The organism is Flavobacterium undicola (assembly GCF_009909155.2).
Classification (GTDB): domain Bacteria; phylum Bacteroidota; class Bacteroidia; order Flavobacteriales; family Flavobacteriaceae; genus Flavobacterium; species Flavobacterium undicola.
Genome location: NZ_JAAAPM020000021.1, coordinates 52,175 through 77,562 on the forward strand (window position 1 = coordinate 52,175; position 25,388 = coordinate 77,562).

Annotated in this window: 17 protein-coding genes and 1 tRNA gene; all 18 read left to right on the plus strand. The window is 35.0% G+C overall.

Going from position 1 to position 25,388, the window contains the following annotated elements; all coding sequences use genetic code 11:
• Complete coding sequence (mraY, locus tag GTZ96_RS12725; RefSeq protein ID WP_161644294.1) at positions 1–1,230, plus strand: phospho-N-acetylmuramoyl-pentapeptide-transferase; 1,230 nt, start codon at positions 1–3, stop codon at positions 1,228–1,230.
• 1 nt (position 1,231) lies between these two features.
• On the plus strand, positions 1,232–2,563 hold the full coding sequence (murD, locus tag GTZ96_RS12730; protein ID WP_161644295.1) for a UDP-N-acetylmuramoyl-L-alanine--D-glutamate ligase: 1,332 nt from the start codon (positions 1,232–1,234) through the stop codon (positions 2,561–2,563).
• 101 nt (positions 2,564–2,664) lie between these two features.
• On the plus strand, positions 2,665–3,957 hold the full coding sequence (locus GTZ96_RS12735; protein WP_161644296.1) for an FtsW/RodA/SpoVE family cell cycle protein: 1,293 nt from the start codon (positions 2,665–2,667) through the stop codon (positions 3,955–3,957).
• A 10-nt stretch (positions 3,958–3,967) separates the two neighbouring features.
• Positions 3,968–5,062, plus strand: a complete 1,095-nt coding sequence (gene murG, locus GTZ96_RS12740) for an undecaprenyldiphospho-muramoylpentapeptide beta-N-acetylglucosaminyltransferase (protein WP_161644297.1) — start codon at positions 3,968–3,970, stop codon at positions 5,060–5,062.
• Positions 5,063–5,083: 21 nt separating this feature from the next.
• Positions 5,084–6,436: a UDP-N-acetylmuramate--L-alanine ligase gene (gene murC / locus GTZ96_RS12745; RefSeq protein ID WP_161644298.1), complete on the plus strand. Its 1,353-nt coding sequence runs from the start codon at positions 5,084–5,086 to the stop codon at positions 6,434–6,436.
• Positions 6,420–7,145 (plus strand): cell division protein FtsQ/DivIB, encoded by a 726-nt coding sequence (locus tag GTZ96_RS12750; RefSeq protein WP_181033188.1) that lies wholly within the window; start codon positions 6,420–6,422, stop codon positions 7,143–7,145. The genes murC and GTZ96_RS12750 overlap by 17 nt, the downstream gene beginning before the upstream one ends.
• A gap of 6 nt (positions 7,146–7,151) precedes the next feature.
• Complete coding sequence (gene ftsA / locus GTZ96_RS12755; RefSeq protein ID WP_161644299.1) at positions 7,152–8,531, plus strand: cell division protein FtsA; 1,380 nt, start codon at positions 7,152–7,154, stop codon at positions 8,529–8,531.
• Between the two features lie 50 nt (positions 8,532–8,581).
• Positions 8,582–10,567, plus strand: coding sequence for a cell division protein FtsZ (gene ftsZ / locus GTZ96_RS12760; RefSeq protein WP_161644300.1), 1,986 nt, complete (start codon positions 8,582–8,584; stop codon positions 10,565–10,567).
• A 185-nt stretch (positions 10,568–10,752) separates the two neighbouring features.
• The gene (locus tag GTZ96_RS12765; RefSeq protein WP_161644301.1) at positions 10,753–11,202 is read left to right on the plus strand and encodes a GatB/YqeY domain-containing protein; all 450 of its coding nucleotides are present in this window, start codon (positions 10,753–10,755) and stop codon (positions 11,200–11,202) included.
• An 87-nt stretch (positions 11,203–11,289) separates the two neighbouring features.
• Positions 11,290–11,363 (plus strand) — tRNA-Arg (locus GTZ96_RS12770).
• 1,189 nt (positions 11,364–12,552) lie between these two features.
• Complete coding sequence (locus GTZ96_RS12775; RefSeq protein WP_161644302.1) at positions 12,553–15,672, plus strand: SusC/RagA family TonB-linked outer membrane protein; 3,120 nt, start codon at positions 12,553–12,555, stop codon at positions 15,670–15,672.
• Between the two features lie 12 nt (positions 15,673–15,684).
• Positions 15,685–17,157: a RagB/SusD family nutrient uptake outer membrane protein gene (locus GTZ96_RS12780; RefSeq protein WP_161644303.1), complete on the plus strand. Its 1,473-nt coding sequence runs from the start codon at positions 15,685–15,687 to the stop codon at positions 17,155–17,157.
• 27 nt (positions 17,158–17,184) lie between these two features.
• Positions 17,185–19,089 carry an arylsulfatase gene (locus GTZ96_RS12785; protein WP_161644304.1) on the plus strand — a complete coding sequence of 635 codons (1,905 nt, stop codon included), beginning with the start codon at positions 17,185–17,187 and terminating at the stop codon, positions 19,087–19,089.
• Between the two features lie 98 nt (positions 19,090–19,187).
• The gene (locus GTZ96_RS18400) at positions 19,188–19,319 is read left to right on the plus strand and encodes a hypothetical protein (protein WP_262890585.1); all 132 of its coding nucleotides are present in this window, start codon (positions 19,188–19,190) and stop codon (positions 19,317–19,319) included.
• Between the two features lie 254 nt (positions 19,320–19,573).
• Positions 19,574–21,490 carry an arylsulfatase gene (locus GTZ96_RS12790; RefSeq protein WP_161644305.1) on the plus strand — a complete coding sequence of 639 codons (1,917 nt, stop codon included), beginning with the start codon at positions 19,574–19,576 and terminating at the stop codon, positions 21,488–21,490.
• Positions 21,491–21,684: 194 nt separating this feature from the next.
• A complete protein-coding gene (locus GTZ96_RS12795; RefSeq protein ID WP_161644306.1) occupies positions 21,685–22,740 on the plus strand; it encodes a sterol desaturase family protein in 1,056 nt (351 codons plus the stop codon).
• The gene (locus tag GTZ96_RS12800; RefSeq protein ID WP_161644307.1) at positions 22,721–23,443 is read left to right on the plus strand and encodes a thioredoxin domain-containing protein; all 723 of its coding nucleotides are present in this window, start codon (positions 22,721–22,723) and stop codon (positions 23,441–23,443) included. Before GTZ96_RS12795 ends, GTZ96_RS12800 begins: the two co-directional genes overlap by 20 nt.
• 528 nt (positions 23,444–23,971) lie before the next feature.
• The gene (locus GTZ96_RS12805) at positions 23,972–25,048 is read left to right on the plus strand and encodes a formylglycine-generating enzyme family protein (protein WP_161644308.1); all 1,077 of its coding nucleotides are present in this window, start codon (positions 23,972–23,974) and stop codon (positions 25,046–25,048) included.
• The last annotated feature ends 340 nt before the right edge of the window (positions 25,049–25,388 follow it).

Here is a 25,388-nt window from a genome sequence, read left to right on the forward strand (position 1 = left end):
ATGCTATATTATTTATTTGATTATTTCAACAAAACATTGAATATTTCTGGAACAGGAGTTTTTCAATACATCACTTTTAGATCGGCATTGGCCTTTATACTTTCACTGTTGTTGTCTACAATTTATGGTAAGAGAGTTATTAGCTTTTTGCAAAGGCAACAAGTAGGAGAAACTGTTCGTGAACTAGGATTAGCAGGTCAGAATGAGAAAGCAGGTACTCCTACAATGGGAGGTTTGATTATCATTTTTGCTACTTTAATTCCTGTTTTTCTGTTTGCCAAATTGCATAATATCTATATTGTTTTGTTGATTGTAACTACCTTATGGATGGGGACAATTGGTTTTGTGGATGATTATATTAAGATTTTCAAAAAAGACAAACAAGGATTAAAAGGAATCTTTAAAGTTTTTGGACAAGTAGGATTGGGGTTAATTGTTGGAAGTGTGTTGTATTTTAATCCACAAGTAACGGTTCGTACTGATACAGGAAAAACAGATATTTTTAAGCAAACTACAGAAACGGTTATAACTCCAGCTGGTGTTGAAGAAAAATCGACAGCAACTACAATTCCTTTTTTCAAAAACAATGAATTTGATTATGCTGAAGTACTTTCGTTCATGGGAGACGGATATGAAAAATGGGCTTGGATAATCTTTATTCCGGTAGTGATTTTCATCATCACAGCAGTTTCAAACGGAGCTAATTTAACCGATGGAATTGATGGACTTGCGGCGGGAACTTCTGCGATTTCGGTACTAGCTCTTGCTATTTTTACCTTCGTTTCAGGAAACATTATTTTCTCTAATTATCTCAATATTATGTACATCCCTAATTCGGGGGAAATGACGGTTTTTATTGCTGCTTTTGTTGGATCTCTGATCGGATTTTTATGGTATAATTCGTATCCCGCATCGGTGTTTATGGGAGATACAGGAAGTTTGACTATTGGAGGAATTATTGCAGTATTAGCTATTGCGGTTCGAAAAGAATTATTGATTCCACTTTTATGCGGGATTTTCCTAGTCGAAAATTTCTCAGTGGTTTTACAGGTGAGTTATTTTAAATACACCAAGAAGCGTTTTGGCGAAGGCCGAAGAATTTTTCTGATGTCGCCATTGCATCATCATTATCAAAAGAAAGGCTACCACGAAAGTAAGATTGTTACCCGATTTTGGATTGTGGCCATCATGTTAGCGATACTTTCGATTGTTACCTTAAAACTAAGATAAGATGAGATTAGTAGTATTAGGCGGAGGCGAAAGCGGAGTGGGAACAGCCATTCTGGGAAAGGAAAAAGGATACGATGTTTTTGTATCTGATTTTGGAAAAATAAAACAGAGTTACAAAGACGTTCTTATAAAAAACGGTGTCGATTGGGAGGATGAAAAACATACGGAATCCCTAATCTTAAATGCCGATGTGGTGATGAAAAGTCCTGGAATTCCAGAGAAAGCGCCCATAGTAAAAAAACTAGTCGAAAAAGGAATTCCGGTAATTTCTGAAATAGAATTTGCGGCTCCTTTTACTAAAGCAATTACGATAGGAATAACAGGAAGTAACGGTAAAACAACTACCACGATGTTGACTTATCACTTGCTTCAATCGGCAGGATTGAATGTAGGTTTGGCTGGAAATATTGGAAAAAGTTTTGCTGAACAGGTTGCCGAAGATAAATACGATAGTTATGTGTTGGAGTTGAGTAGTTTTCAGTTGGACGGAATCATAAATTATAAGCCGCATATAGCCATTATAACCAATATCAGTCCGGATCATTTAGATCGATACGATTATAAATATGAGAATTACATTGATTCGAAATTTAGAATAACAATGAATCAGACTGAAGAGGATTATCTCATTTATGATGCAGATGATGAGGCAATTTCAGAATGGTTACAAAAGAACAAAACAAGAGCGAAATTAATTCCTTTCTCATTGACAAAAACATTTGAAGAAGGAGCCTTTATAAAAAACAACACAATGGAAGTAATAATCAATCAAGAGGAATTTAAAATGGAAACAGAATCAATTGCCTTGGAAGGAAAACATAATTTAAAAAATGCCATGGCAGCAACTTCTGTAGCTAAATTGATGCAAATTAGAAAAGCAACAATTCGCGAAAGTCTATCTAATTTTCAAGGTGTAGAACACCGTCTTGAGAAAGTATTGAAAATCCAAAATGTACAATACATCAACGATTCTAAAGCAACTAATGTAAACGCTACTTTTTTCGCTTTAGATAGTATGAATACACCAACGGTTTGGATTGTAGGTGGTGTAGATAAGGGAAATGATTATAACGAATTGATGGCGTTAGTTCGTGAAAAAGTAAAAGCTATCATTTGCCTTGGAGTTGATAATAGAAAAATTATTGACGCTTTTGGTAATGTGGTTGATATGATGATTGAGGTGCAAAGTATGCGTGAAGCTGTTATTATGGCGCAACGTTTAACAGAAAAAGGAGATACAGTTTTATTATCACCAGCTTGCGCCAGTTTTGACTTGTTTGAAAACTATGAAGATAGAGGAAGACAGTTTAAAGAAGCAGTACAGAATTTGTAAAAAAAAGTTAGAAGTTAGGAGCTGGAAGTTAGTAGTGTATATACGTTATTCATAACTCACAATCCATAACCCATAACTAATAACTCATAACTTAATTAAAAATGAAAAAACTAATTAGCAGATTAAAAGGAGATAAAGGTATTTGGTCATTTGTGGCCTTATTGGCCTTGTTTTCCTTTATGCCTGTTTTTAGTGCGAGTAGTAATCTGGCTTATTTGGGTCATGGGACAGGAAATACTTTAGGGTATTTGTTAAAACATTTGGCGCATATAGCTTGTGGCTTCACGATTATCTATTACGTTCATAAAGTTCCTTATCATTATTTCCGTTCTATTTCTAAATGGTTATTGCCTGTAGTTTGGGTAGTTTTAGCCATTACAATGATTAAGGGAACGGTAATTGGTGGAGCTAATGCCAGTAGGTGGCTTCAAATTCCGTTTGTAGGGATTTCGTTTCAGCCTTCGGCTTTTGCTGCATTGGTTTTGTTTGTTTTTGTAGCGCGTTATTTGTCTAAAACCCGAACAGAACCGATTGTTTTTTTAGAATCGTTAAAGGAGCTTTGGTTGCCTGTTTTTATCACGTTGATATTTATTCTTCCTTCGAATTTTTCTACTACGGCGTTAATTTTTTCAATGATATTAATGTTGGTTTTCATAGGTAAATATCCAATGAAGTACATCGGAATCATTGTAGGCTCGGGAATTTTATTTCTGACCTTTTTTGTTTTGATTTCAAAAGCATTTCCGGATGCTAAATTCTTTAGCAGGGTTAGAACCTGGGAAAGCCGAATTGAAAACTTTAGCACCAATAAACCGGATGAAGACGATTACCAAATAGAGAAAGCTAAAATTGCGATTGCATCGGGTAAAATTTATGGATTAGGTCCAGGGAAAAGTGTTCAGAAAAACTTTTTGCCACAATCTTCTTCCGATTTTATTTATGCGATTATCGTTGAAGAATACGGATTGATTGGAGGTTTAGGAGTGTTGTTTTTGTATCTGTTGTTGCTTTTCCGATTTGTAATTGCTTCGCATAAGGCCAATACACTTTTTGGAAAATTAGTCGTCATTGGACTTGGTTTTCCGATGATTTTTCAGGCGATGATTAATATGGCGGTAGCAGTAGAATTATTGCCGGTTACGGGACAAACCCTGCCGTTGATCAGTAGTGGTGGAACTTCTATCTGGATGACTTGTATTGCATTGGGAATCATCATTGGTGTAACCAAAAAAGAAGAAGAAATAGAACAAGAACAAAAAGAAGCTGCTAAAAGAGAAGAAGCACTTCAAAGATTGATTGATGCTGAATTGGCTTCGGAAGAACAACAACAAAAAGAGTCTTATTCGATAGAAGATAAAATGACTAATCCAATGAATGCCGTTTTAAATAAATAGATTGATAGCAATGATACAGTATAAATTCATATTAAGTGGCGGAGGAACCGGAGGGCATATTTATCCTGCGATTGCAATTGCCAATGAATTAAAATCGCGATTTCCAAACGCGGAGTTTCTATTTGTAGGAGCTCAGGATAAGATGGAAATGCAAAAAGTACCGCAGGCAGGATATGCTATCAAAGGCTTGTGGATTGCTGGTTTGCAAAGAAAAATTACGTTACAAAATATGTTGTTTCCAGTAAAATTGCTTGACAGTTTGTGGAAATCAAGAAAAATAATAAAACAATTTAAACCCGATGCGGTTATTGGAACAGGTGGTTTTGCAAGTGGTCCGTTATTACAAATGGCGAATATACTTGGAATTCCAACGCTGATTCAAGAGCAAAATTCTTTTCCCGGAATTACCAATAAATTGTTGAGTAAAAAAGCCAATGCTATTTGTGTGGCTTATGAAAATCTGGAACGATTTTTTCCAAAAGAAAAAATGATTTTGACAGGAAATCCTGTTCGTCAGGATTTGATTGCTATTGAAAGCAAAAGAGCAGCAGCAATTGAATGTTTTAAATTGGATGCCAATAAAAAAACACTTTTAGTTCTTGGTGGAAGTTTAGGTGCCAGAAGAGTGAATCAGTTAATTGAAAAAGAACTGAAAAATATACAGGCTCAGGATGTTCAAATTATCTGGCAATGTGGAAAGTTGTATTTCGAAGATTATAAAAAATACAATTCGGCGAATGTTCAGGTAGTTGCTTTTATTGAAAAAATGGATTTTGTTTACGCTGCTGCCGATATTATTATTTCGCGTGCAGGAGCTTCTTCGGTATCGGAATTGTGTATTGTGGGGAAACCGGTAATTTTTATTCCATCGCCAAATGTAGCCGAAGATCATCAGACAAAAAATGCAAAAGCTATTGTGGATAAAAAAGGAGCGCTATTAATCAAAGAATCCGAATTGGATACGGAGTTTAGTTTGGTTTTTGAAGCCCTGTTGAAAGATACAGGAAAACAAAAACAGCTGAGTGAAAATATAAAAGAATTGGCGTTGCCTGAAGCAACGAAGCAAATTGTCGACGAAATTGTGAAATTAATTAGAAATAAATAATCAGAAATACATTTAATAATTATGAACTTAAACCAAATACATAACGTCTATTTTATCGGTATCGGTGGTATTGGTATGAGTGCTTTGGCGCGCTATTTTAAGTATATTGGAAAACAAGTTTCTGGTTATGACAAAACACCAACGATTTTAACCAATGAACTAATCGAAAGTGGTATTGCAATTCATTTTGAAGATGATATCAATTTAATACCTAAGGATTATTTTGTCGAAAATACCTTAGTGATAATTACACCAGCAGTTCCAAGAACACACTCTGAATGGAACTTCTTTTTAGAGCGTGATTATCAGGTTAAAAAAAGAGCCGAAGTTTTAGGAATTATTACTAAGGATACCTTTTGTTTTGCGGTGGCGGGAACACACGGGAAAACGACTACATCTAGTATTTTAGGACATATTTTACATGAAAGTGGTGCTGATGTTACGGCCTTTATTGGAGGAATTGTAGAGAATTATAATTCGAATCTAATAGGAAGCGGGAAAACTGTAACCGTTGTTGAAGCCGATGAATTTGACCGTTCGTTTTTGCATTTGCATCCGGATATTGCTTGTGTGACTTCTATGGATGCAGATCATTTGGATATTTATGGTACCAGTGATGCTATCGAAGAATCGTTTACTGAGTTTGCAAATAAAGTAGAAGATAAGAGAAGGTTGTTTATTACTACTGATTTACCACTTTCAGGAATTACTGTTGGAGTTAATGAGGAAGCAGTTTACAATGCTTTTAATATAAGAATAGAAGACGGAAGTTATGTTTTTGATGTAAAAACACCTACTGAAGTTTTAAAAGATTTCCGTTTTGGATTACCAGGAAGACACAATTTGATGAATGCTTTAATGGCTTTTGCAATGGCAGTAAATTTCGGCACCCCAACCGATGCCATTGCAAAAGCCTTAGCTTCATTCCAAGGAATAAGAAGGCGTTTTTCGTACCAAATTAGATCTAAAAAATTGGTTTACATTGATGATTACGCGCATCATCCTACGGAGATAAATGCAGTGCATCAGGCGGTGCGAGAATTGTATCCGAATAAAAAAGTTTTAGCTGTTTTTCAGCCGCATCTTTTTAGCAGAACAAAAGATTTTGCAGATGATTTTGCAAAAAGTCTTTCTCAATTTGACGAAGTCTTATTGATGGATATTTATCCGGCACGTGAGTTGCCTATGGAAGGAGTAACTTCGGACTGGTTGTTGTCTAAGATGGAAAATGAGAATAAAAAATTAGTTTCAAAAGAAGATTTGATAGCAACTATGTTGAAAAGTGATGCCCCAATTTTGGTTACAATTGGAGCTGGTGATATTGGTGAAATGGTGGGAGCAATTAAAAAAGCTTTAAATGAAAAAAATATTTAATTGGACAAATATCAGATTAATCCTAATGTTAGGGTTGGTTGTTTTTCTTTTTTCGTTTACCTCTAAGCGAAATGAAAAGCGAAAAGTGGCTAAAATAGCCGTTGTTTTTGTAGGAGAAAACAATCTTTTTATTAAGACAGAAACGGTTAATAAATTGTTAATAGAAAATATTGGCAACCCCTTAGCTATTGGAAAAGATAAATTAGATTTGAATAAGCTGGAAAGAAAGCTAGACTCAAATGCGATGATTGATGAATCAGATGTTTTTGTAAGTATCGATGGTGTTCTAAAAGCGGTTGTAAAGCAAAAGACTCCTGTAGCTAGAGTGGTTAGTGGTTCTGAATCTTTTTATGTTGATTATAAAGGTGGTAAGATGCCGCTATCGAATAATTTTACAGCTAGAGTTCCGCTTGTTTCGGGGGATTTAAACAGAGGGGATAACGAAAAGATTACTCGATTGTTTCGTGTAATTTATGAAGATGATTTTTTGAAAAAAAACATCATTGCAATTCAGATTATGCCTAATGCTAGCTTAAAAATGTTCAATAGGAATTACGATTACCAGATTGATTTTGGTAGTATGATGAATTTTGAAACAAAATTTAAGAACTATAAAGCTTTTTTTCAAAAAGCAGTTTTAGATAGTACATTGTATAAATATAAGAAGATTGACCTCAGGTTTACAAAACAAGTAGTTTGCACTAAATAATAGAAAATGGAAAAAGAGAATATTGCAGTAGGTCTAGATATAGGGACAACCAAAATTGTTGCCATGATTGGCAAGAAGAATGAGTATGGTAAGTTAGAAATTTTGGGAGTTGGTAAATCCAAAAGTCTAGGTGTGGCTAGAGGCGTGGTTAATAACATTACACAAACCATTCAATCTATCCAGCAAGCAATAAATGAAGCAGAAACAAATTCAGGTTATAAAATAAAAGATGTTGTTGTAGGGATAGCTGGTCAACACATTCGTAGTATTCAACATACCGATTATATCAGTAGAAGTAATCCGGAAGAAGTAATTGGTGGAGATGATATTCAATTACTGATTGATCAGGTTAATAAATTAGCTATGTTGCCTGGGGAAGAAATTATTCACGTTTTACCTCAGGAATTTAAAATAGATGGGCAATCTGAAATAAAAGAACCAATCGGAATGTATGGCGGAAGACTAGAATCTAGTTTTCATGTTGTAGTAGGTCAGGCATCCTCTATACGTAACGTAGGACGTTGTATTCAAAGTTCAGGTATCGAATTGTCAGGATTGACTTTAGAGCCATTAGCATCTTCTGATGCGGTTTTGAGCCAGGAAGAAAAAGAAGCAGGAGTTGCCTTAATTGACATCGGTGGTGGAACAACTGATTTGGCTATTTTTAAAGATGGTATTATTCGTCATACAGCAGTAATTCCTTTTGGAGGAAATGTAATCACTGATGATATTAAAGAAGGCTGTTCTATTATAGAAAAACAGGCTGAATTATTGAAAGTGAAATTTGGTTCGGCTTGGCCAGGAGAAAATAAAGACAATGAAATTGTTTCTATTCCGGGATTGAGAGGAAGAGAGCCAAAAGAGATTTCGTTGAAAAATTTGTCTAAAATTATTCACGCTCGTGTAGTAGAAATAATTGAACAAGTTTTTACAGAAGTAAAAGCCTATGGTCACGAAGATCCAAGAAAAAAACTAATTGCTGGAATAGTACTTACTGGTGGTGGAGCTCAATTGAAACACATCAAACAATTAGTAGAATACATTACAGGAATGGACACCAGAATTGGTTATCCTAATGAGCATTTAGCAGGGAATTCAGACGAAGAGTTTTCTAGTCCATTGTATGCAACTGCAGTAGGATTAGTAATGAATAGTATTTGTAATAATACACAGAGTGCAATAAGAAAAGAAGAAGTTGTTCCTCAAAGAACGGTTTATTATCGTGAGCCGGTTGTTGAAACGGTTGAGCGATTTGAACAAGAAGTAGAACAGCTGGAAACACAAAGTTATTCTAAAAAAGAAGAATCAACAGGAGAGAAGATTAAGCGATCATTTTTTGATCGTTATGTTGATAAGATTAAAGATTTTTTAGATAACGCAGAGTAGTAAGATAGAAGAATAAAGACAAAATATATTAATATCAAATACCAAATATTATGACGAGCAACTCAGAATTTGGAAGTATTTCATTTGATTTACCTAAAAATCAATCAAATGTTATAAAAGTAATAGGTGTAGGTGGAGGTGGAAGTAATGCAATCAACCACATGTTCAAGCAAGGAATCAAAGGAGTTGATTTTATTGTTTGTAATACTGATTCGCAAGCACTACAAAATAGTGGTGTTCCTAATAAAATTCAATTAGGTGTAAATCTAACAGAAGGTCTTGGTGCTGGAGCAAATCCAGACGTAGGACAGCAATCGGCTATAGAAAGTATTGCTGATATCGAAAAGATGTTAGACCGTGGTACTAAGATGGTTTTTATTACAGCTGGAATGGGTGGAGGTACCGGAACTGGTGCAGCCCCTGTAATTGCTCAACTGGCTAAAGAAAGAGAAATCCTTACCGTGGGTATTGTAACTTTACCATTTTCTTTTGAAGGGAAAGTGCGTCAGGAACAAGCACTTATCGGAATCGAAAAATTGCGTAGACAAGTCGATTCTTTAATTGTTATCAATAATAACAAATTAAGAGAAGTATATGGTAATCTTGGTTTTAAAGCAGGATTCTCAAAAGCAGATGAAGTTTTGGCAACAGCCTCAAGAGGAATTGCTGAAGTAATTACGCATCACTATACTCAAAATATCGATTTACGTGATGCTAAAACCGTATTAGCAAATAGCGGAACGGCTATAATGGGTTCGTCTGTTGCTTCAGGAGAAAACAGAGCTAAAGAAGCTATTGTTGCTGCTTTAGATTCTCCTTTATTAAATGATAACAAAATTACAGGAGCCAAAAACGTATTGTTGCTCATCGTTTCTGGGTCTAACGAAATTACCTTAGATGAAATTGGCGAAATCAATGACCACATTCAAAGTGAAGCTGGTTATAATGCTAATATCATCATGGGAGTTGGTGAAGATGACACATTAGGTGATGCAGTTGCTGTAACTATTATCGCTACTGGATTTGATATTGAACAACAAAACGGAATTGTAAATACTGAGCCAAAAAAAATCATACATACCTTAGAGGATGAGCAAAGAAGCGTTCATAATCTAAGCAATAATACAGTTGCAGGTTTTGATTTAAATATTGATAAACCGGTAAGTAATGTTGAAGAAAGAGTAGTTTTTGACTTAATTGATGAGGAAGAAGAAATAGTTCCAGCTCCTATTGTAGTTCCTGCAGCTGTTGTAGCTGAAGCCCCAGTGGTTCCAGTTCCGGGAAACGAAGAGTTGATGGCAATGTCTGAATTTATTAAAAATATAGATGTTACTTTCGAAATAGTTTCTCCAATAAAAGAGGAAGAATTTACATTTTCTGCACCAAAAGTAGAAGAAGTAAGACAAGTAATTCAACCAATTGTTGAACAACCAAAAGCAATTGAAAAACAAGAACAAACTTCTATTTCTTTTGATTTGCCTCTTTTTAAATCAGAGCCAGTTCAGGAAGTTAAAGAAGAAAAAGTTTTATTTGAATTAACAAATGAAACAAAAGAGATAAAAGTGAATCAAGCAGTTCAATTTGTTCCGGTTACTGAATTGTCTGACAAAGGAATTATCAAATATTCTCTTGAAGAATACATGGATGCTGAGAGCGAATTAGCTAAACCAGTTGCAAAAGTGGTGGAAGAAGTTATTCCTGAGGAGTTAAATATTACGATGAAAAAAGTAGAATTGGCTCCACAAGATTTCTCAAATGCAGAAGATATTTCTCCTATAGAAATGACAATTGAAGAAACATTGCGTTTAAGAGCGGATGAGAGAAGAAAAAAATTAAAAGAATTCAATTATAAGTTTCATAATAATGTTTCTAAGATTGATGAGTACGAAAAAGAGCCTGCTTATAAAAGATTAGGTATCGATATTTCAAACAATCAAACTAACAATGCTAATTCAAGAATATCTGTTGGAACTGATAGCAATAACGATTTACAATTGCGTTCTAATAATTCTTATTTGCATGATAATGTAGATTAGTACACAAAATCCCTTATACAATAACCCGAAAATTGCATTTAATTTTCGGGTTATTTTTTTTATCTTCGCACAAATTTTGAGTCTCGTTAATGCTTGTAGCAAGGCATTTTTTTATTAGAACTAGCTCAATTTTTATGCAAACAAATGTCAAACAAAGCAGTAGTGCTTATTAATAAAAAATACAAATGAGTTTATCAGTACACATCATGGATGAAATTAAAACAGCCATGAGAGCCAAAGATACCATAGCATTAGAAGCTTTAAGAGCCATAAAATCAGAATTGCTTTTAGCTCAAACGGCTTCTGGTTCTAAAGAAGAAATTTCAGAAGAAGAAGAAATTAAATTATTGCAACGTTTGGTGAAAACCCGTAAAGAAAGTGCAAAAATTTTCACAGAACAAAATCGTCCTGATTTAGCTGAACCTGAATTAGCTCAAGTAGCGGTAATAGAGAAGTTTTTACCAGCTCAATTAAGTGAAGCTGAGATAGAGGCTGTAATTGCTAAAATCATTGCTGAAACGGGAGCATCTGGAATTGCATCTATGGGTAAAGTAATGGGATTAGCTTCATCACAATTAGGTGGAACTGCCGAAGGAAAAACAATTTCTACTATTGTAAAGAAACTTTTAGTATAAAGAATTAAATTTCCAAAAAATGAAATCCCAAATTCCAAGCTTTACAGTTGGGATTTGGGATTTTAAAAAATTTGGAATTTATATTAAGGCTGCGTAGTTCAACTGGATAGAATATCAGATTTCGACTCTGAGGGTTGCAGGTTCGAACCCTGTCGCGGTCACAATTTTAATGCTTCAAAATAATCAGTTTGTTTGATTGTTTTGAAGCTTTTTTAATTGTATTTGATTTTTAGGTAATTAGTTTTGGAGGAAAAAATAGATCGTTTTTTTAAAAGAAGTATTTAGTAGTTCAACTGGATACCTGTCTGCCGACAGGTATGGAATATCAGATTTCGACTCTGAGGGTTGCAGGTTCCCCGCCTGCCGGTCGGGCCCGCGGTCACCTTAAAAAACATCTTGGGAAACTAAGGTGTTTTTTTGTTTTTTAGGAAGTTATATTTGGTACTTTGTTTAGATATCAAAATAGATAATTGTTAGAATTTACTTCCGTTTTTTTTATCACCTAATGGGGTAGTTTCTTTTGAAATTACCCCATTTTTTGTTTTTAATTTGGCTGTTCTATACAATTAGTAGGACTTATAAATTTAAAACCCATTTTTTTTGTAGTAATAGTTTTGTGATTTTTAGTTTAAATGAATTGTTTTTTATATTTCAAAACAATGGCAGAGTTGTTTTAATTATTTGTTATTCAGTTAATTGTGTTGATGTGTTTTTCAATATTTAGAAATAATTAATAATTTATTTTAAAAAAATTAAGTTTTCTTTTGGTCAGTTTTAATTTTAACTTAACTTTGTCTATAGAATTAGTAGAGTTTTAAAACAATATTCATTAATAAAAAATAACGCTTTGAAAACTATCAAAAACACCTCTTTTTTGATCATGCAATTAAATCAAGTATTCGTCAATCCTGGACGAGTATGTTGTTGCTGTTAGGGTTTTTATAAGCTTCAGTTTATTTGGTTTTGTATAAAAGTACAGTTGCAGTTTATAAAAAAAAACGCTGGGTATTATTTGTTATACATAACTAAAATAGAAAACAAACAAATTCTTAAAAGAAGAATTATACAAAAGTTTATTGGAAAAAAAATAGATAAGAAATACTTAGGGAGAGCTGAGTGTGTTTCTTGTGGTAAATAGAAATTATATTTTTTTGAATTCTGATAAAAAATCAAAATAGTACTAATCAAAAAATAAAGAAAATGAAGTTAATGTGTTGTAAATAAAAAAAGCCATTTCTGCGGCAACAGAAATGGCGAAGTTTAAAAAAGAAATGTTCATCTCAAAAAAGGAAAAAAGAAAGTTGATAAATCAGCCTTCAGGCTCCTTATTATTTAAACTATAACAAAGTAATGAAAAAAAAATTAAATATATATTCTTTGGTAATTCTAATATTATTATCAATTGGAATAAATGCGCAAAACACAAAACCACTGATACAGTCAAAACTGGATGGTACAGTAATAGACCAAATTACTAATGAACCAATTGCAGGAGCTGTAGTAAACATTAAAGGAATTACACATACTGTAACCACAGATGCAGAGGGTAAATTTTACTTTCAAACAGGACAAAAATTCCCTTACACTTTACAGATAAGTTATATAGGATATAAAAGAGCAGAAGTTGTAGCCAATGGAAGTCCTATAATTATCAGCTTAAAGCCAGATGTTCAAGAACTGAACGAATTAGTAGTAGTAGGTTATGGAACTCAAAAAAAGAAAGACATCACTGGTTCCGTTTCTTCAATTCCTAAAGCAAATCTAAGTCAGGTTACTTCTTCAGCCGATAATTTATTGCGAGGTGCTGTATCAGGGGTGGTTGTTACTCAAAGTTCAGGACGTCCCGGTGCTACTTCCAGTGTTCGTATTAGAGGAGGAAACTCCATCACGGCAGGTAACGAGCCACTATATGTTGTAGATGGTATATTGATTTATAATGACAACAGTAATGGTACGGCCGGAGTGGCTAATGCCGGAGCAGGAGTCAATGTGTTATCAACGATTAGTCCTGGTGATATTGAGTCTATTGATATCTTAAAAGATGCGTCGGCGACAGCTATTTATGGTTCGCGTGGGGCTAATGGGGTGGTGATTATTACTACTAAAAAAGGAACAAAAGGTCAGGATAATATTTCGTACCAAGGGTATTTCGGATTTCAAAAAGTTTCTAAAAAAATAGATTTATTGAATGCCAGTGAATGGGCTAGTTTACGTAATGACGTTCAGGCAAGTATAGGGCAAGCTCCTTCTTTTACTCCAGCGCAAATAGAAGCTTTAAAAACTTCAGGGAATTATGACTGGCAATCGGCAGCTTTTAGAGTGGCTCCAATTCAAAATCATCAATTGTCATTTTCAGGTGGAGATGATCGTTCCAGATATGCGGTTTCAGCAGGTTTTTTCGATCAAAAAGGAATTGTTATTAGCTCTGATTTCAAACGAATTTCTCTTCGTGCTAATTACGAAAGAAACTATTCCCAAAACTTTAAATTTGGTGTGAATGCCAATTATAGTAATTCAGTATCGAATGGTATTGCGAATAATGCAGGAGGAAGAAATCCAAATCCATTAGTTGGTGTTTTATATCAACCCCCAGTAGTTCCTATTAAAAACACTGACGGAACGTATAATTTTACCAATAATCCTTATGCAACTGCAGTTAATGGAATTATAGCCAATCCAATCAATGATTTGGAAAATACCATTAACAAAACTCAAATTAATAGAATTTTGACCAGTTTGTTTGGTGAATATAAGATCAATAAAGAACTTACAGCTAAAGTGGCTGTTAGTGGAGATGTGATTGATACCAAACAAAATTATTACGCTCCTTCTACTACTGCAACAGGTGCAGGAACTAAAGGATTAGCTTCTGTTGGAAACAGATTAGTAAGTTCAGTATTAAATGAGAATACGCTGAATTACAATACCCGTTTTGGTGATGATCATAAGTTTTCAGCTTTGGCTGGATATACACTTCAATACACCCAAGGTGAAGTGGTAAATGCAGGAGCAAACACTTTTGTAAATGATGTTAATACCTATAACTCTTTACAAGATGGAGTAGCTGTAAAACCGTATAGTGATGCATTCGAAAGTGTATTAAAATCATATTTAGCAAGAGCGAATTATTCTTATAAAGGAAAATACAATTTAACAGTATCGGCACGTGCAGATGGTTCTTCAAGATTTGGTTCAAAATCACTTTGGGGTTATTTCCCGTCAGCAGGTTTTTCTTGGAACATTACTGATGAGGACTTTGCTAAAAATATCAAAGGGGTTGATGATATTAAATTGAGATTAAGCGCAGGAACAACAGGAAATCAGGAGATTGGAAATTATCTTTCTTTAGCGTCCATAGGTTCTGTTAATTATAGTTTTGGAGGTACTGTTCAAACAGGATTGACACCAACGCGTTTGGCAAATCCGGATTTGAGATGGGAAAAAACAACGCAATACAATGTTGGTTTAGACTTATCATTATTGGACAGAAAAATAAATTTTGTTTTTGATGCCTACTATAAAAAGACAAAGGATTTGCTTGTAAATGTACCTGTTCCTCTTATATCTGGATATTCTTCAGTTCTTCAAAATATTGGAGGTGTTGAGAATAAAGGAATCGAAATAGGTTTGATTACTGAAAACTTAAAAACAGAAAATTTCTCTTGGAATTCTAACTTTGTTTTTTCTGCTAATAGAAACAAAGTACTTGAAATAGGGAATGGGGTGGATCAATTTTTCCCTGTAGTTCCAAATGGTACTTTGTTGCAACAACAACCAGTAACGGTAAAAGTAGGATTGCCTCTGGGAACTTTCTGGGGATACAAATCTAATGGTATTTTCCAAACTCAGGAAGAGATTAATACACAACCTAAAATAAACAGTCTTGCTAATACAAAAATAGGAGACAGAAGATACGTAGATACCAATGGAGATGGAGTAATTACAGCTACTGACAAAGGGGATTTAGGAAGTTCACAACCTAAATTCGTAGCAAGTTTTAGTAACAGTGTTTCTTATAACAACTTCGATTTGAATTTTTCTTTCCAAGGCTCTTTTGGAGGTAAAATATTTAACGCTCTGAACCAACAATTAGAAATTTCAACTCTTGGAACAAATGCTTCAACAGCTTTATTAGATCGTTGGACTCCAACTAATCTAAGTAATGAAATTCCTAGAGCAACAAGTTCTCCATTAGGAATCATTACGGAGCGTTATATTGAAGATGCTTCTTTTGTGAGATTAAAAACCATCACTTTTGGATACACACTTCCTAAAAGCCTTTCTTCTAAAATAGGAACTAAGAGCGTTAAACTATACGTATCTGCCGAAAATTTAATTACCTGGACTAAATACAGAGGCTTTGATCCAGAGGTAAGTTCTTATGAACAAAACAATTTATATCCCGGAATTGACTTTGGAGCTTATCCAAATTCTAAAACATTCATCACGGGCTTGAACGTAACTTTTTAAGTAAAATAAAAAATGAAAAAGATAATTCTAACATTGATATTAAGTGCCGGTCTGTTTGTATCGTGCACCGAGCTGGAGGTTGCACCAACCTCTTTTGTAACCAAAGAAAATTTTTTTATAACTCAGGATGATGCTATTGCGAGTGTGACTTCGGTTTATGCTTCTTTGAGTCTTGACCCGGGAGAACAGAGCTTATTTGGAAGAAATCTTTATTTCCTGACTGATATGGCTTCTGATTATGCTGCGGCTGGAGTTTCGGCTACTAATCCTCAGGTAAGAGCTTTAAGTAGTTTGACTCATGATGCTACTTCCGATCGTGTTCAGGTGGCTTGGCGCCAAATTTATGCAGGAATAAACAGAGCGAATGTGGCTATTGATAACATTCCTAAAACAGCTGCTACTGACGTTATTAAAACAAGATTGATTAATGAAGCTAAATTCATCAGAGCGTTGTTGTATTTTCAGGCAGTACGTCTTTGGGGAGGAGTTCCAATCGTTTTACACGAACCCACTTCTATTCAAGTGGAAAGTTTAAAATCAAACAGAGCTACTGTAGATCAGGTGTACACGCAAATTATTTCGGACTTAACGGATGCCGAAGCATTGCCATCAACTTATACAGGAACGAATGTAGGTCGTGCTACTTCAGGAGCTGCAAAAGCTATTTTGGCAAAAGTGTATTTGACCAAAAAAGATTGGCCAAATGCGATACTTAAAGCAAAAGAAGTGATTAATGGAGGTTTTGGATATGCGCTTTTCGAAAATTTTGCAGACATCTTTGACAAAACTAAAAAGAACGGAAAAGAACATATATTTTCTGTTCAATTCGAACCAAATCAAGCAGGGAACGGTTCAAGTGGAAATGTTTTTCAAGGGACTTCTTTTACAGGATTTACCGCTACTGAACCGGCAGATATTATTTCGGATGTAGCCTTGTTTTATGATATTTATGCAACAGGAGATACCAGAAGAGATGCGAGTTATGTGAAACAATTAGTGAATCCTGCTACAGGAGCGCTTTATACTTTTCCAAAACCACTTTTCAAAAAGTATTTGGATTTGAACAATTTGGCTACACCATCTAACGTGGCGATTAATTTTCCAATAATTCGTTATGCTGATATTCTATTGTCTCTTGCCGAAGCGATTAATGAAAAAGATGGAGCAACTTTAGAAGCTCATGAATTGGTGAATCAGGTAAGAAGAAGAGCTTTTGCAAAACCAATTCAGACTCCAAATGTGACCGTAGATTTAGTAGGACTTACAACTGTTCAATTAAGAGAAGCTATTCGCGAAGAGCGTAAAAAAGAATTTGTTCAGGAAGGACAACGCTGGTTTGATTTGGTACGTTGGGGAACTTTAGTTACCGAAGTGAAAAAAGTAACTGCTAAAAACTCGGTTTCAGAGCGTAACAATTTGTATCCAATTCCTCAAAGTGAGCGCAATATTGATCCAATAGGTTTGCCACAAAATCCTAATTATTAATAACTGACCAAATAAAATTTACAAGAGATGAAAAATTTTAAATATAACAGTATTATCAAAAGCCCGCAAAAAGGGCTTTTGATTACCGCTTTGCTTGTTGCTCAATTAGGCCTTGCCCAAAACAAACCAGATGCCAATTTCAAAGGAGTTATTGGTAAAACCTTAGCCGAGTCTAAAGAATATTGGCCAAACCCAGTTACCGCTCCTAAGGGTGCGCCCAATGTGGTTTGGATTATTTTGGATGATGTAGGATATGGAGCTTCAAGTGCTTTTGGAGGTTTAATAGAAACACCGGTATTAGAGAGTCTGGCCAACAATGGATTGAGATATACCAATTTCCACACTACAGCTATTTGTGCTCCTACACGTGCAGCTTTATTGACAGGAAGTAATTCTCATAAAGTCCATGTTGGAGGATTCTCGCATACAATAATGTCAGCAGGATTTCCAGGTTGGGATGGAAGATTACCTTCAAAAAACGGAACTATAGCAGAGATTTTACGTGATAAAGGATACAACACTTTTGGCGTAGGGAAATATGGGGTAACTCCAGATGAAGATGCCACAGATGCAGGCCCTTTTGACAGATGGCCAACAGGTAAAGGATTTGAACATTTCTTTGGATTCTTAGGTTCAGCTACTGATCAGTATAAACCGGATTTAATTGAAGATCAAGTACATGTTGCTCCTGATGGCAGACACCTTAGTGAACAAATTACCGATAAAGCAATTAGCTATATCACCAGACAGCAAAAAGCAGCTCCGGGAAAACCATTCTTTTTGTACTATTCCCCGGCAGCAGTTCACGCACCGCATCAGGTAGCTCAAAAATGGAGTGATGCCTATAAAGGAAAATTTGATGATGGCTGGGATGCTTATCGCGAAAAAACATTGGCTAATCAAAAGAAATTAGGAGTTGTTCCTGCCAATGCCGTATTGCCTGAACGTAATTCACTTATTGCAGATTGGAAAAAATTAACGCCAGATCAAAAGAAAGTATATTCAAAATTCATGGAAGTATATGCCGGATATTTGACTTATACCGATTACGAAATTGGAAGATTGGTGAATCATTTAAAAGAAACCAATCAATTAGACAATACGTTGGTTTTTGTTTTAATAGGCGATAATGGAGCCAGTAAGGAAGGAACTTTACAAGGAGCTGTCGACAGACAAACCTATGTGGCTGGAGAAACAGAAGAGCAGGTATTCCAGAAAAATTTAAATAGAATTGGCGAAATTGGAACACCTCAAAGCTATGCTAATTATCCTTTGGGTTGGGCTCAAGCCACTAACACGCCATTTAAATCCTGGAAACAAGATGCTAACACCGAAGGAGGAACGCACAATCCATTGATTGTGTATTATCCAAAAGGAATTAAAGATAAAGGTGGAATCAGAAATCAATACAGTCATGTAATAGATATTTTGCCAACCACTCTTGATATTCTTGGAGTTAAAGCACCTGAAGCCATTAGAGAAATTAAGCAGGATTCTATTCAGGGTTATTCGTTTTACAATTCTTTGAATAATGCTCAAGTAGCTTCGTCTCATAAAATCCAACACTATTACATTTTCGGTGCAAGATCTATTTATAATGATGGTTGGAAAGCAGCAGCTGCACATAGAAGCTCCATTGATGTGAAAGAGGCATTAATAGACAAATCAAAAGCAGGTCTTTTAAATGCTGATTTCGACAAAGATGTTTGGGAATTATACAATATCAATGAAGATTTCAATGAAAGAAAAGATTTGGCTAAGAAATATCCTGAAAAACTAGCTGAATTGAAAAAACTATTTGATGAACAGGCCAAGAAAAATAAGCTATATCCATTAATTGACTGGTCCGATGTGTACCAAAGAAAAATACACCAAACGCCAGCTACGGAAGGTAAGTCAGCTCAGGAATTATTGACCAAAGCAAACAGGTAAAAAGGATTTCAGAGCTATTGAATTTGAATTTGGTAGCTCTGATAATTCAAAAAAAATGAGATAGTTGCGAAACGAATACACTTTAAAATCATAGGAAAATGAAATTAGTGCTGACAGTTATTTATCTGATACCATTATCCATTTTGATGGGTGTTTTTTCTATTATTCGTTTTCTGAAAAGAGTGGTAGGAAAACCAATAAAAGATAAAATTAACAAAGACTATTCCTAATTCTGGACTTTAAAAGTTATACCATTTGGAAATATAAAATAATCCAATTTTTCGGCTCCCTCTCCTTTGGAGAGGGTTGGGGTGAGGTAAAAAAGAAACTGTTTTATAATTCTAAAATGGTATTAGTGGACAATTGCGTATTAAAACTATACTAAATCTATAGAATTAAGCAAATTTAAAGTGTTTGATTCTTTCAAAATTAACGAAATATTCACCCCATAGTGGGTTCATTAATAATCTATAAAAACAAAACAATGAAGAATTTTAAATTTAGTTCAAAGCTGAAAACTCCCCAAAAAGGACTTTTACTTACAGCCTTAGTTGTTGCACAGCTTGGTTTTGCCCAAAATAAACCCGATGCGAATTATAAAGGAGTTATTGGTAAAACATTAGCAGAATCAAAAGAATATTGGACAGAACCGGTAAAAGCTCCAGCGGGCGCTCCTAACGTAGTTTGGATTTTGTTGGACGATGTAGGATTCGGTGCTTCCAGTGCTTTTGGTGGTTTGATTAATACGCCAACATTTGATGCCTTGGCAAATAATGGATTGCGATATACGAATTTCCACACCACAGCTATTTGTGCGCCAACTCGTGCCGCATTATTGACTGGTAGAAATTCAGGAAGAGTTCATGTTAGTGGTTTTTCACACACCGTTTTATCGGCAGGTTTCCCGGGTTGGGATGGAAGAATTCCAGCGGATAAAGGAACAATTGCCGAGATTTTAAGAGAGAATGGATACAACACTTTTGCAGTGGGTAAATACGGAGTAACTCCTGATGAAGATGCTACCGATGCAGGTCCTTTTGACAGATGGCCAACAGGGAAAGGATTTGATCATTTCTTTGGTTTCTTAGGTTCTCAAACCGATCAATACAATCCTGATTTAGTGGAAGATCAGGCACATGTAAAACCGGACGGAAGACATTTAACCGATCAAATTACGGATAAAGCGATTGGCTATATTCAGAAACAACAAAAAGCAGCTCCGGGAAAACCATTCTTTTTATACTATGCACCGGGAGCAGTTCATGCCCCACATCAGGTTGCTGAAAAGTGGAGTGATGCTTACAAAGGAAAATTTGACGAAGGTTGGGATGTATACCGTGAAAAAGTATTGGCAAACCAAAAGAAATTGGGTGTAATTCCTGCTAATGCGGTGTTGCCGGATCGTAATGCTCTTATTGCCGATTGGAAAAAACTAACTCCAGATCAAAAGAAAGTATATGCAAGATTCATGGAAGTCTATGCCGGATATTTGACGTATACAGATCACGAAATTGGGAGAGTGGTTAATTATTTGAAGGAAAGCAATCAATTGGATAACACCTTGATTTTTGTTGCTATTGGCGATAATGGAGCGAGTAAAGAAGGTACGACACAGGGTACAATCAGCCAAAGTATTTTTGCTAAAGGTGCTTCTGATGAGCAAAATCTTCAGTCTAATTTGGAAAAAATTGGAGAAATCGGTACAGCTAAAGGTTTGAATACCAATTATCCATTGGGATGGGCACAGGCTACTAATGCCCCTTTCAAAAACTGGAAACAAGATGCACAATCCGAAGGAGGAACACGCAATCCGTTGATTGTTTTTTATCCAAAAGGAATTAAAGAAAAAGGCGGAATCAGAAACCAATACAGCCACGTAACGGATATTCTTCCTACTACATTAGAAATTGCAGGAATTAAAGCGCCTGAAAAAATTAAAGAGATTAAGCAGGATATTATTCAGGGTTCGTCTTTGTATACTTCGTTAAATGATGCTAAAGCAGAATCATTACACAAAGTACAATACTATTACATTTTTGGAAACAGAGCCATTTACAAAGACGGTTGGAAAGCGGCTGCAGCACATGCAAATCCTTTTACCTCACCAAATACTGCAGATAAAAATCAAGCACCAGCACCAAGCAATTTTGACACTGATGTTTGGGAATTGTACAACCTGAATGAAGATTTTAACGAGCGTAACAACCTGGCAAAAAAGCATCCTGAAAAATTAGCCGAACTTAAAAAATTGTTTGATGAGCAGGCTAAAGAAAATAACGTGTATCCTTTAATTGACTGGAGTGATGTATTGGGTAGAAAAATACACAATCCCTCAGGAGATAAAAATCAAAATATTCAGGAATTAATTCATAAAGCACCTCAAACAGGTAGCACTAATTAATTACTCAATCGTGAATTCAGGTCTTTTATTAGAACCTAAAAGGCCTGATTCTTTTAAAAATTATACATATGAAATTAATAGATTTTCAAATAATAGCAAAAAAAATTATCGTTGGGATAATCGTGTTTTTAGTACCACTACTGATTTTAGCAGGAGGTTTAACATTAATAAAAACTTTTTTAAATTAAGAAATCATGGCATTAGATAGAACAAAATTAAAAAGAGACTTAGGTATCAGTCTTTTTATTTACAGCTTGCCGGTATTGGCAATTTACCTCTATTTTAAACTGAATAATGGTATTGTGGCAGAATCACATCTTACATTACCATCCTATTTGGAATTTCTTCAACCAGCCTTTAAAAACATTAGAAGTTGGGGATTAATTGCATTCTCGATTGTTTTAGGAATTGTCGAATTTACGGCAGGTTTGTATGATGATCATTGGACAGGACGCGAACGCAAAGTAGATATCATTTGTTTTTTAGCACCAAAATTGCTTTTACCACCAGTGACAGCATTTTTCAGTTTAACCGCTTTACCGTATATAATTCCAAATTTAGCGAACACACTTTCCTGGGTTCCTTTTTGGGGAGGCTTTTTCCTGATTGCCATAGCCGATGATTTAACTCAATATTGGTACCATCGTTTGCACCACCAAGTACCGTTTTTATGGCGTTTTCATAGAACACATCATTCAGCTCCATATATGGGAATGGCAATGGCTTCGAGACAAAATTTTATTTACACGGTGTTTTTCTCTCAAATTTATTTAACTGCAACCTTGACTTATTTAGGTTTAGGAATACCTGCTTTATTTGTTTTGGTTGTTAAAAGTTTTATCACCTTAGGAGCGCACTCCAGTCTTGCCTGGGACAAACCGTTTTACAAATACAGAGCATTGCATCCTATTGCCTGGGTTTTAGAACGTCTTATTTCTACTCCGGCTACGCATCACGCCCATCATGCGGATACTAGCGGTGATGGTGTTGGACATTTCAAAGGCAATTTTGGAAATATGTTTTTCCTATGGGATGTGATTTTCGGTACGGGTTTAATCACGCGTAAATTCCCTGAATCCTACGGAACGAAATCATACAAAAGTGAAGAGTGGTATGCACAATTTCTTTGGCCAATATTCAAATCTAAAATTGAAGGAAGCCCTTTAGCTGATGGAGTTATAGCTTTGCCAATTGCTCAAAAACAGAATGTTCAACCCAATCCAAACGTATATGAGCCAGTTCAATCTTAAAAGTTTAAAAAACAGTATTACAGCAATAATTTTGCTTTTTACAATTGTCGGTTTTGCCCAAAATCAAAATATAATTACCTTACAATTAGACTCTTTTTCTGCAAAAATTAAAGAGCAAAAAAATCCACAGATAATTGACGCACGAGCTCCGGAAGAGTTTGCGTTAAACCATATTAATGGTGCGGTTAATTTTAATTTGGAAACAAAGAATTATGCCGAATATGTAGCTCGATTGGATAAATCAAAACCAGTATTTATCTATTCAATTGGTGCAGGAAGAAGTAATTTATTAGCCAAAGAATTATTGAAAAATGGCTTTTCAGAAGTGCATGATTTACAAGGAGGAATTGCTGCCTGGATAGGAGGAGGAAAGCCTTTTTATACTAATTTGAAAAGTAAATTGACATTAGCAGAATACAATAAAATCATTGCCAATAACAACAGTGTTTTGGTTGATATTGGGTCAAGATATTGTGGTGCTTGTAAAAAAGTAAAACCTATTTTGGAAACTATCAGAGCAGAGCAGGGGACTAATTTAAAAATCGTAGAAATTGATTTAGAAGAAAGCCCACAAGTGATAGCCGATTTGAAAACAGTGAAGGTTTTCCCAACTTTGATTTTATACCAAAACGGAAAAATTGTTTTCAAAAAAGATGGTTCGAACGATTTGAAAAAAGAAGTTGATTTGGCTTTAGTACAATAATATAATTAGAAATAAATAACAAAGATTGTTTTCAATACCTATGCTGTAATTTATTTCAACTTTATAAAAGAGTTTATTTCATAGGGTAAATTCGTATTATTTCCAACACAGATTTAGTCGGTTTTCGCAGCGTATTTAGTGGAAATCGATTAAATCGGTGTTTTTTTTGTTTAAAATCCGGTATAATTTTAAAAATATAATTCTGTTTAAATCCTTGCATTTTATGGGTTTGCGTAGGTTTTGTGTTTGCGGTTTTTATTTTAAAGAAAAAAAATATAATTCAAAATTTGGAAGTTGGTATTTTTAATATACATTTGTTCTATCAAATTAATAGAATTATAAATTCTAAAGCAGAAAAATTTTGAAATATATCCAATACATCTCTTTTTTAAAAATGCAAGATCTTTTTGCATTTGGCATTCTTTGCCTGATGTGTTGTTGTTAATGTTTTTGCTTTTTATCCATTGAAATTTTAATACAATAAGTTCCTGATTCGTTCGGGCACGCTGATAATGAAATAATACGAATATGAAAAAATATAGTTTAATTGTTGCCATTATTTTATCGGCTTTATACACTGCTTCGGGGCAAGAAACTAAGGCAGTTGCAGTTACAACAACAACTTGTGAAGCAATGTGTAAGGCAAATACTTCTAAGAAAGCTTTGTTACTGCAATCCATTGAAAAAAAATCTAAAGAAAATTCGGCATCTTCTAGCGATGGAATGGTCTGGGTTGAAGGAGGAGATTTCAATATGGGAACCGAAGATTATCCCGATGCAAAACCTGTTCATAAAGTAAGCGTAAAAGGATATTGGATTGATGAACACGAGGTAACCAATGCCCAATTTGCTGCTTTTGTAGCTGCTACTAATTATGTAACCATTGCCGAAAGGCCTTTAAACCCGGCTGATTATCCGGGAGTTCCGCTTGAAAATTTAGTACCGGGTTCGGCAGTATTTGTGCCGCCAACAACAAAGGTTTCCTTGGATAATATACAGCAATGGTGGCAATACGTTCCGGGAGCCAGTTGGCAACATCCCAATGGACCGGAAAGCAGTATTGAGGGGCTCGAAAATAATCCTGTAGTACAAGTTAGTTATCTTGATGCTAAGGCTTATGCTGAATGGGCTGGAAAGCGATTGCCAACAGAGGCTGAGTGGGAGTTTGCAGCCAGAGCAGGAAGAAAGCATACTAAATATTATTGGGGTCAGGAGTTGAAACCCAATGGCAAATGGGCAGCCAATATTTTTCAAGGAACTTTCCCTAATAATAATACTGCCGAAGACGGTTTTTCGGACTCAGCTCCGGTAAAGTCTTTTCCTAAAAACCCTTTAGGAATCTATGATTTGGAAGGAAATGTATGGGAATGGTGTAACGATTTATACCGTGATGATTATTATAAAACTAGTGCTGGTGATAATCCAAAAGGACCTTCAACGAGTAATGATCCCGAAGAACCCGGAGTAGAAAAACACGTTCAAAGAGGCGGTTCCTATTTGTGTAGCGATCAGTATTGTATTCGCTATGTGGCAGGAAGCCGTGGCAAAGGAGAAACGACAAGTGCTTGTAATCACTTAGGATTTCGATGTGTAAAAGACAAATAATAGTAGATGTATCCCGTTGGATGCAATTATTAAAAACGTCAGTTCGAGGTATAATTTTTTTACAAAAAAATGCAATATAAAATGACGTTATCTTTGTTAATAACCTGAATTAGAATTAGGCAGTGTAACAGTAAAGCAAATTAGTGTTATTTACCTGAGTTCGAGTTTTGTTTCAAAGTATTATAGTATGCAATATTGGTGAGTTCAGTTAAGATGAATTTCCCCCATGGTAGTAATATCTTTTCACATAATATACTTTGAGCCTATTTCTATTTCATTAAATCGTAATCAATGAGTAGTTTAGAGAAAATTATTAAAAATTGTGCTGGCATCGATATTG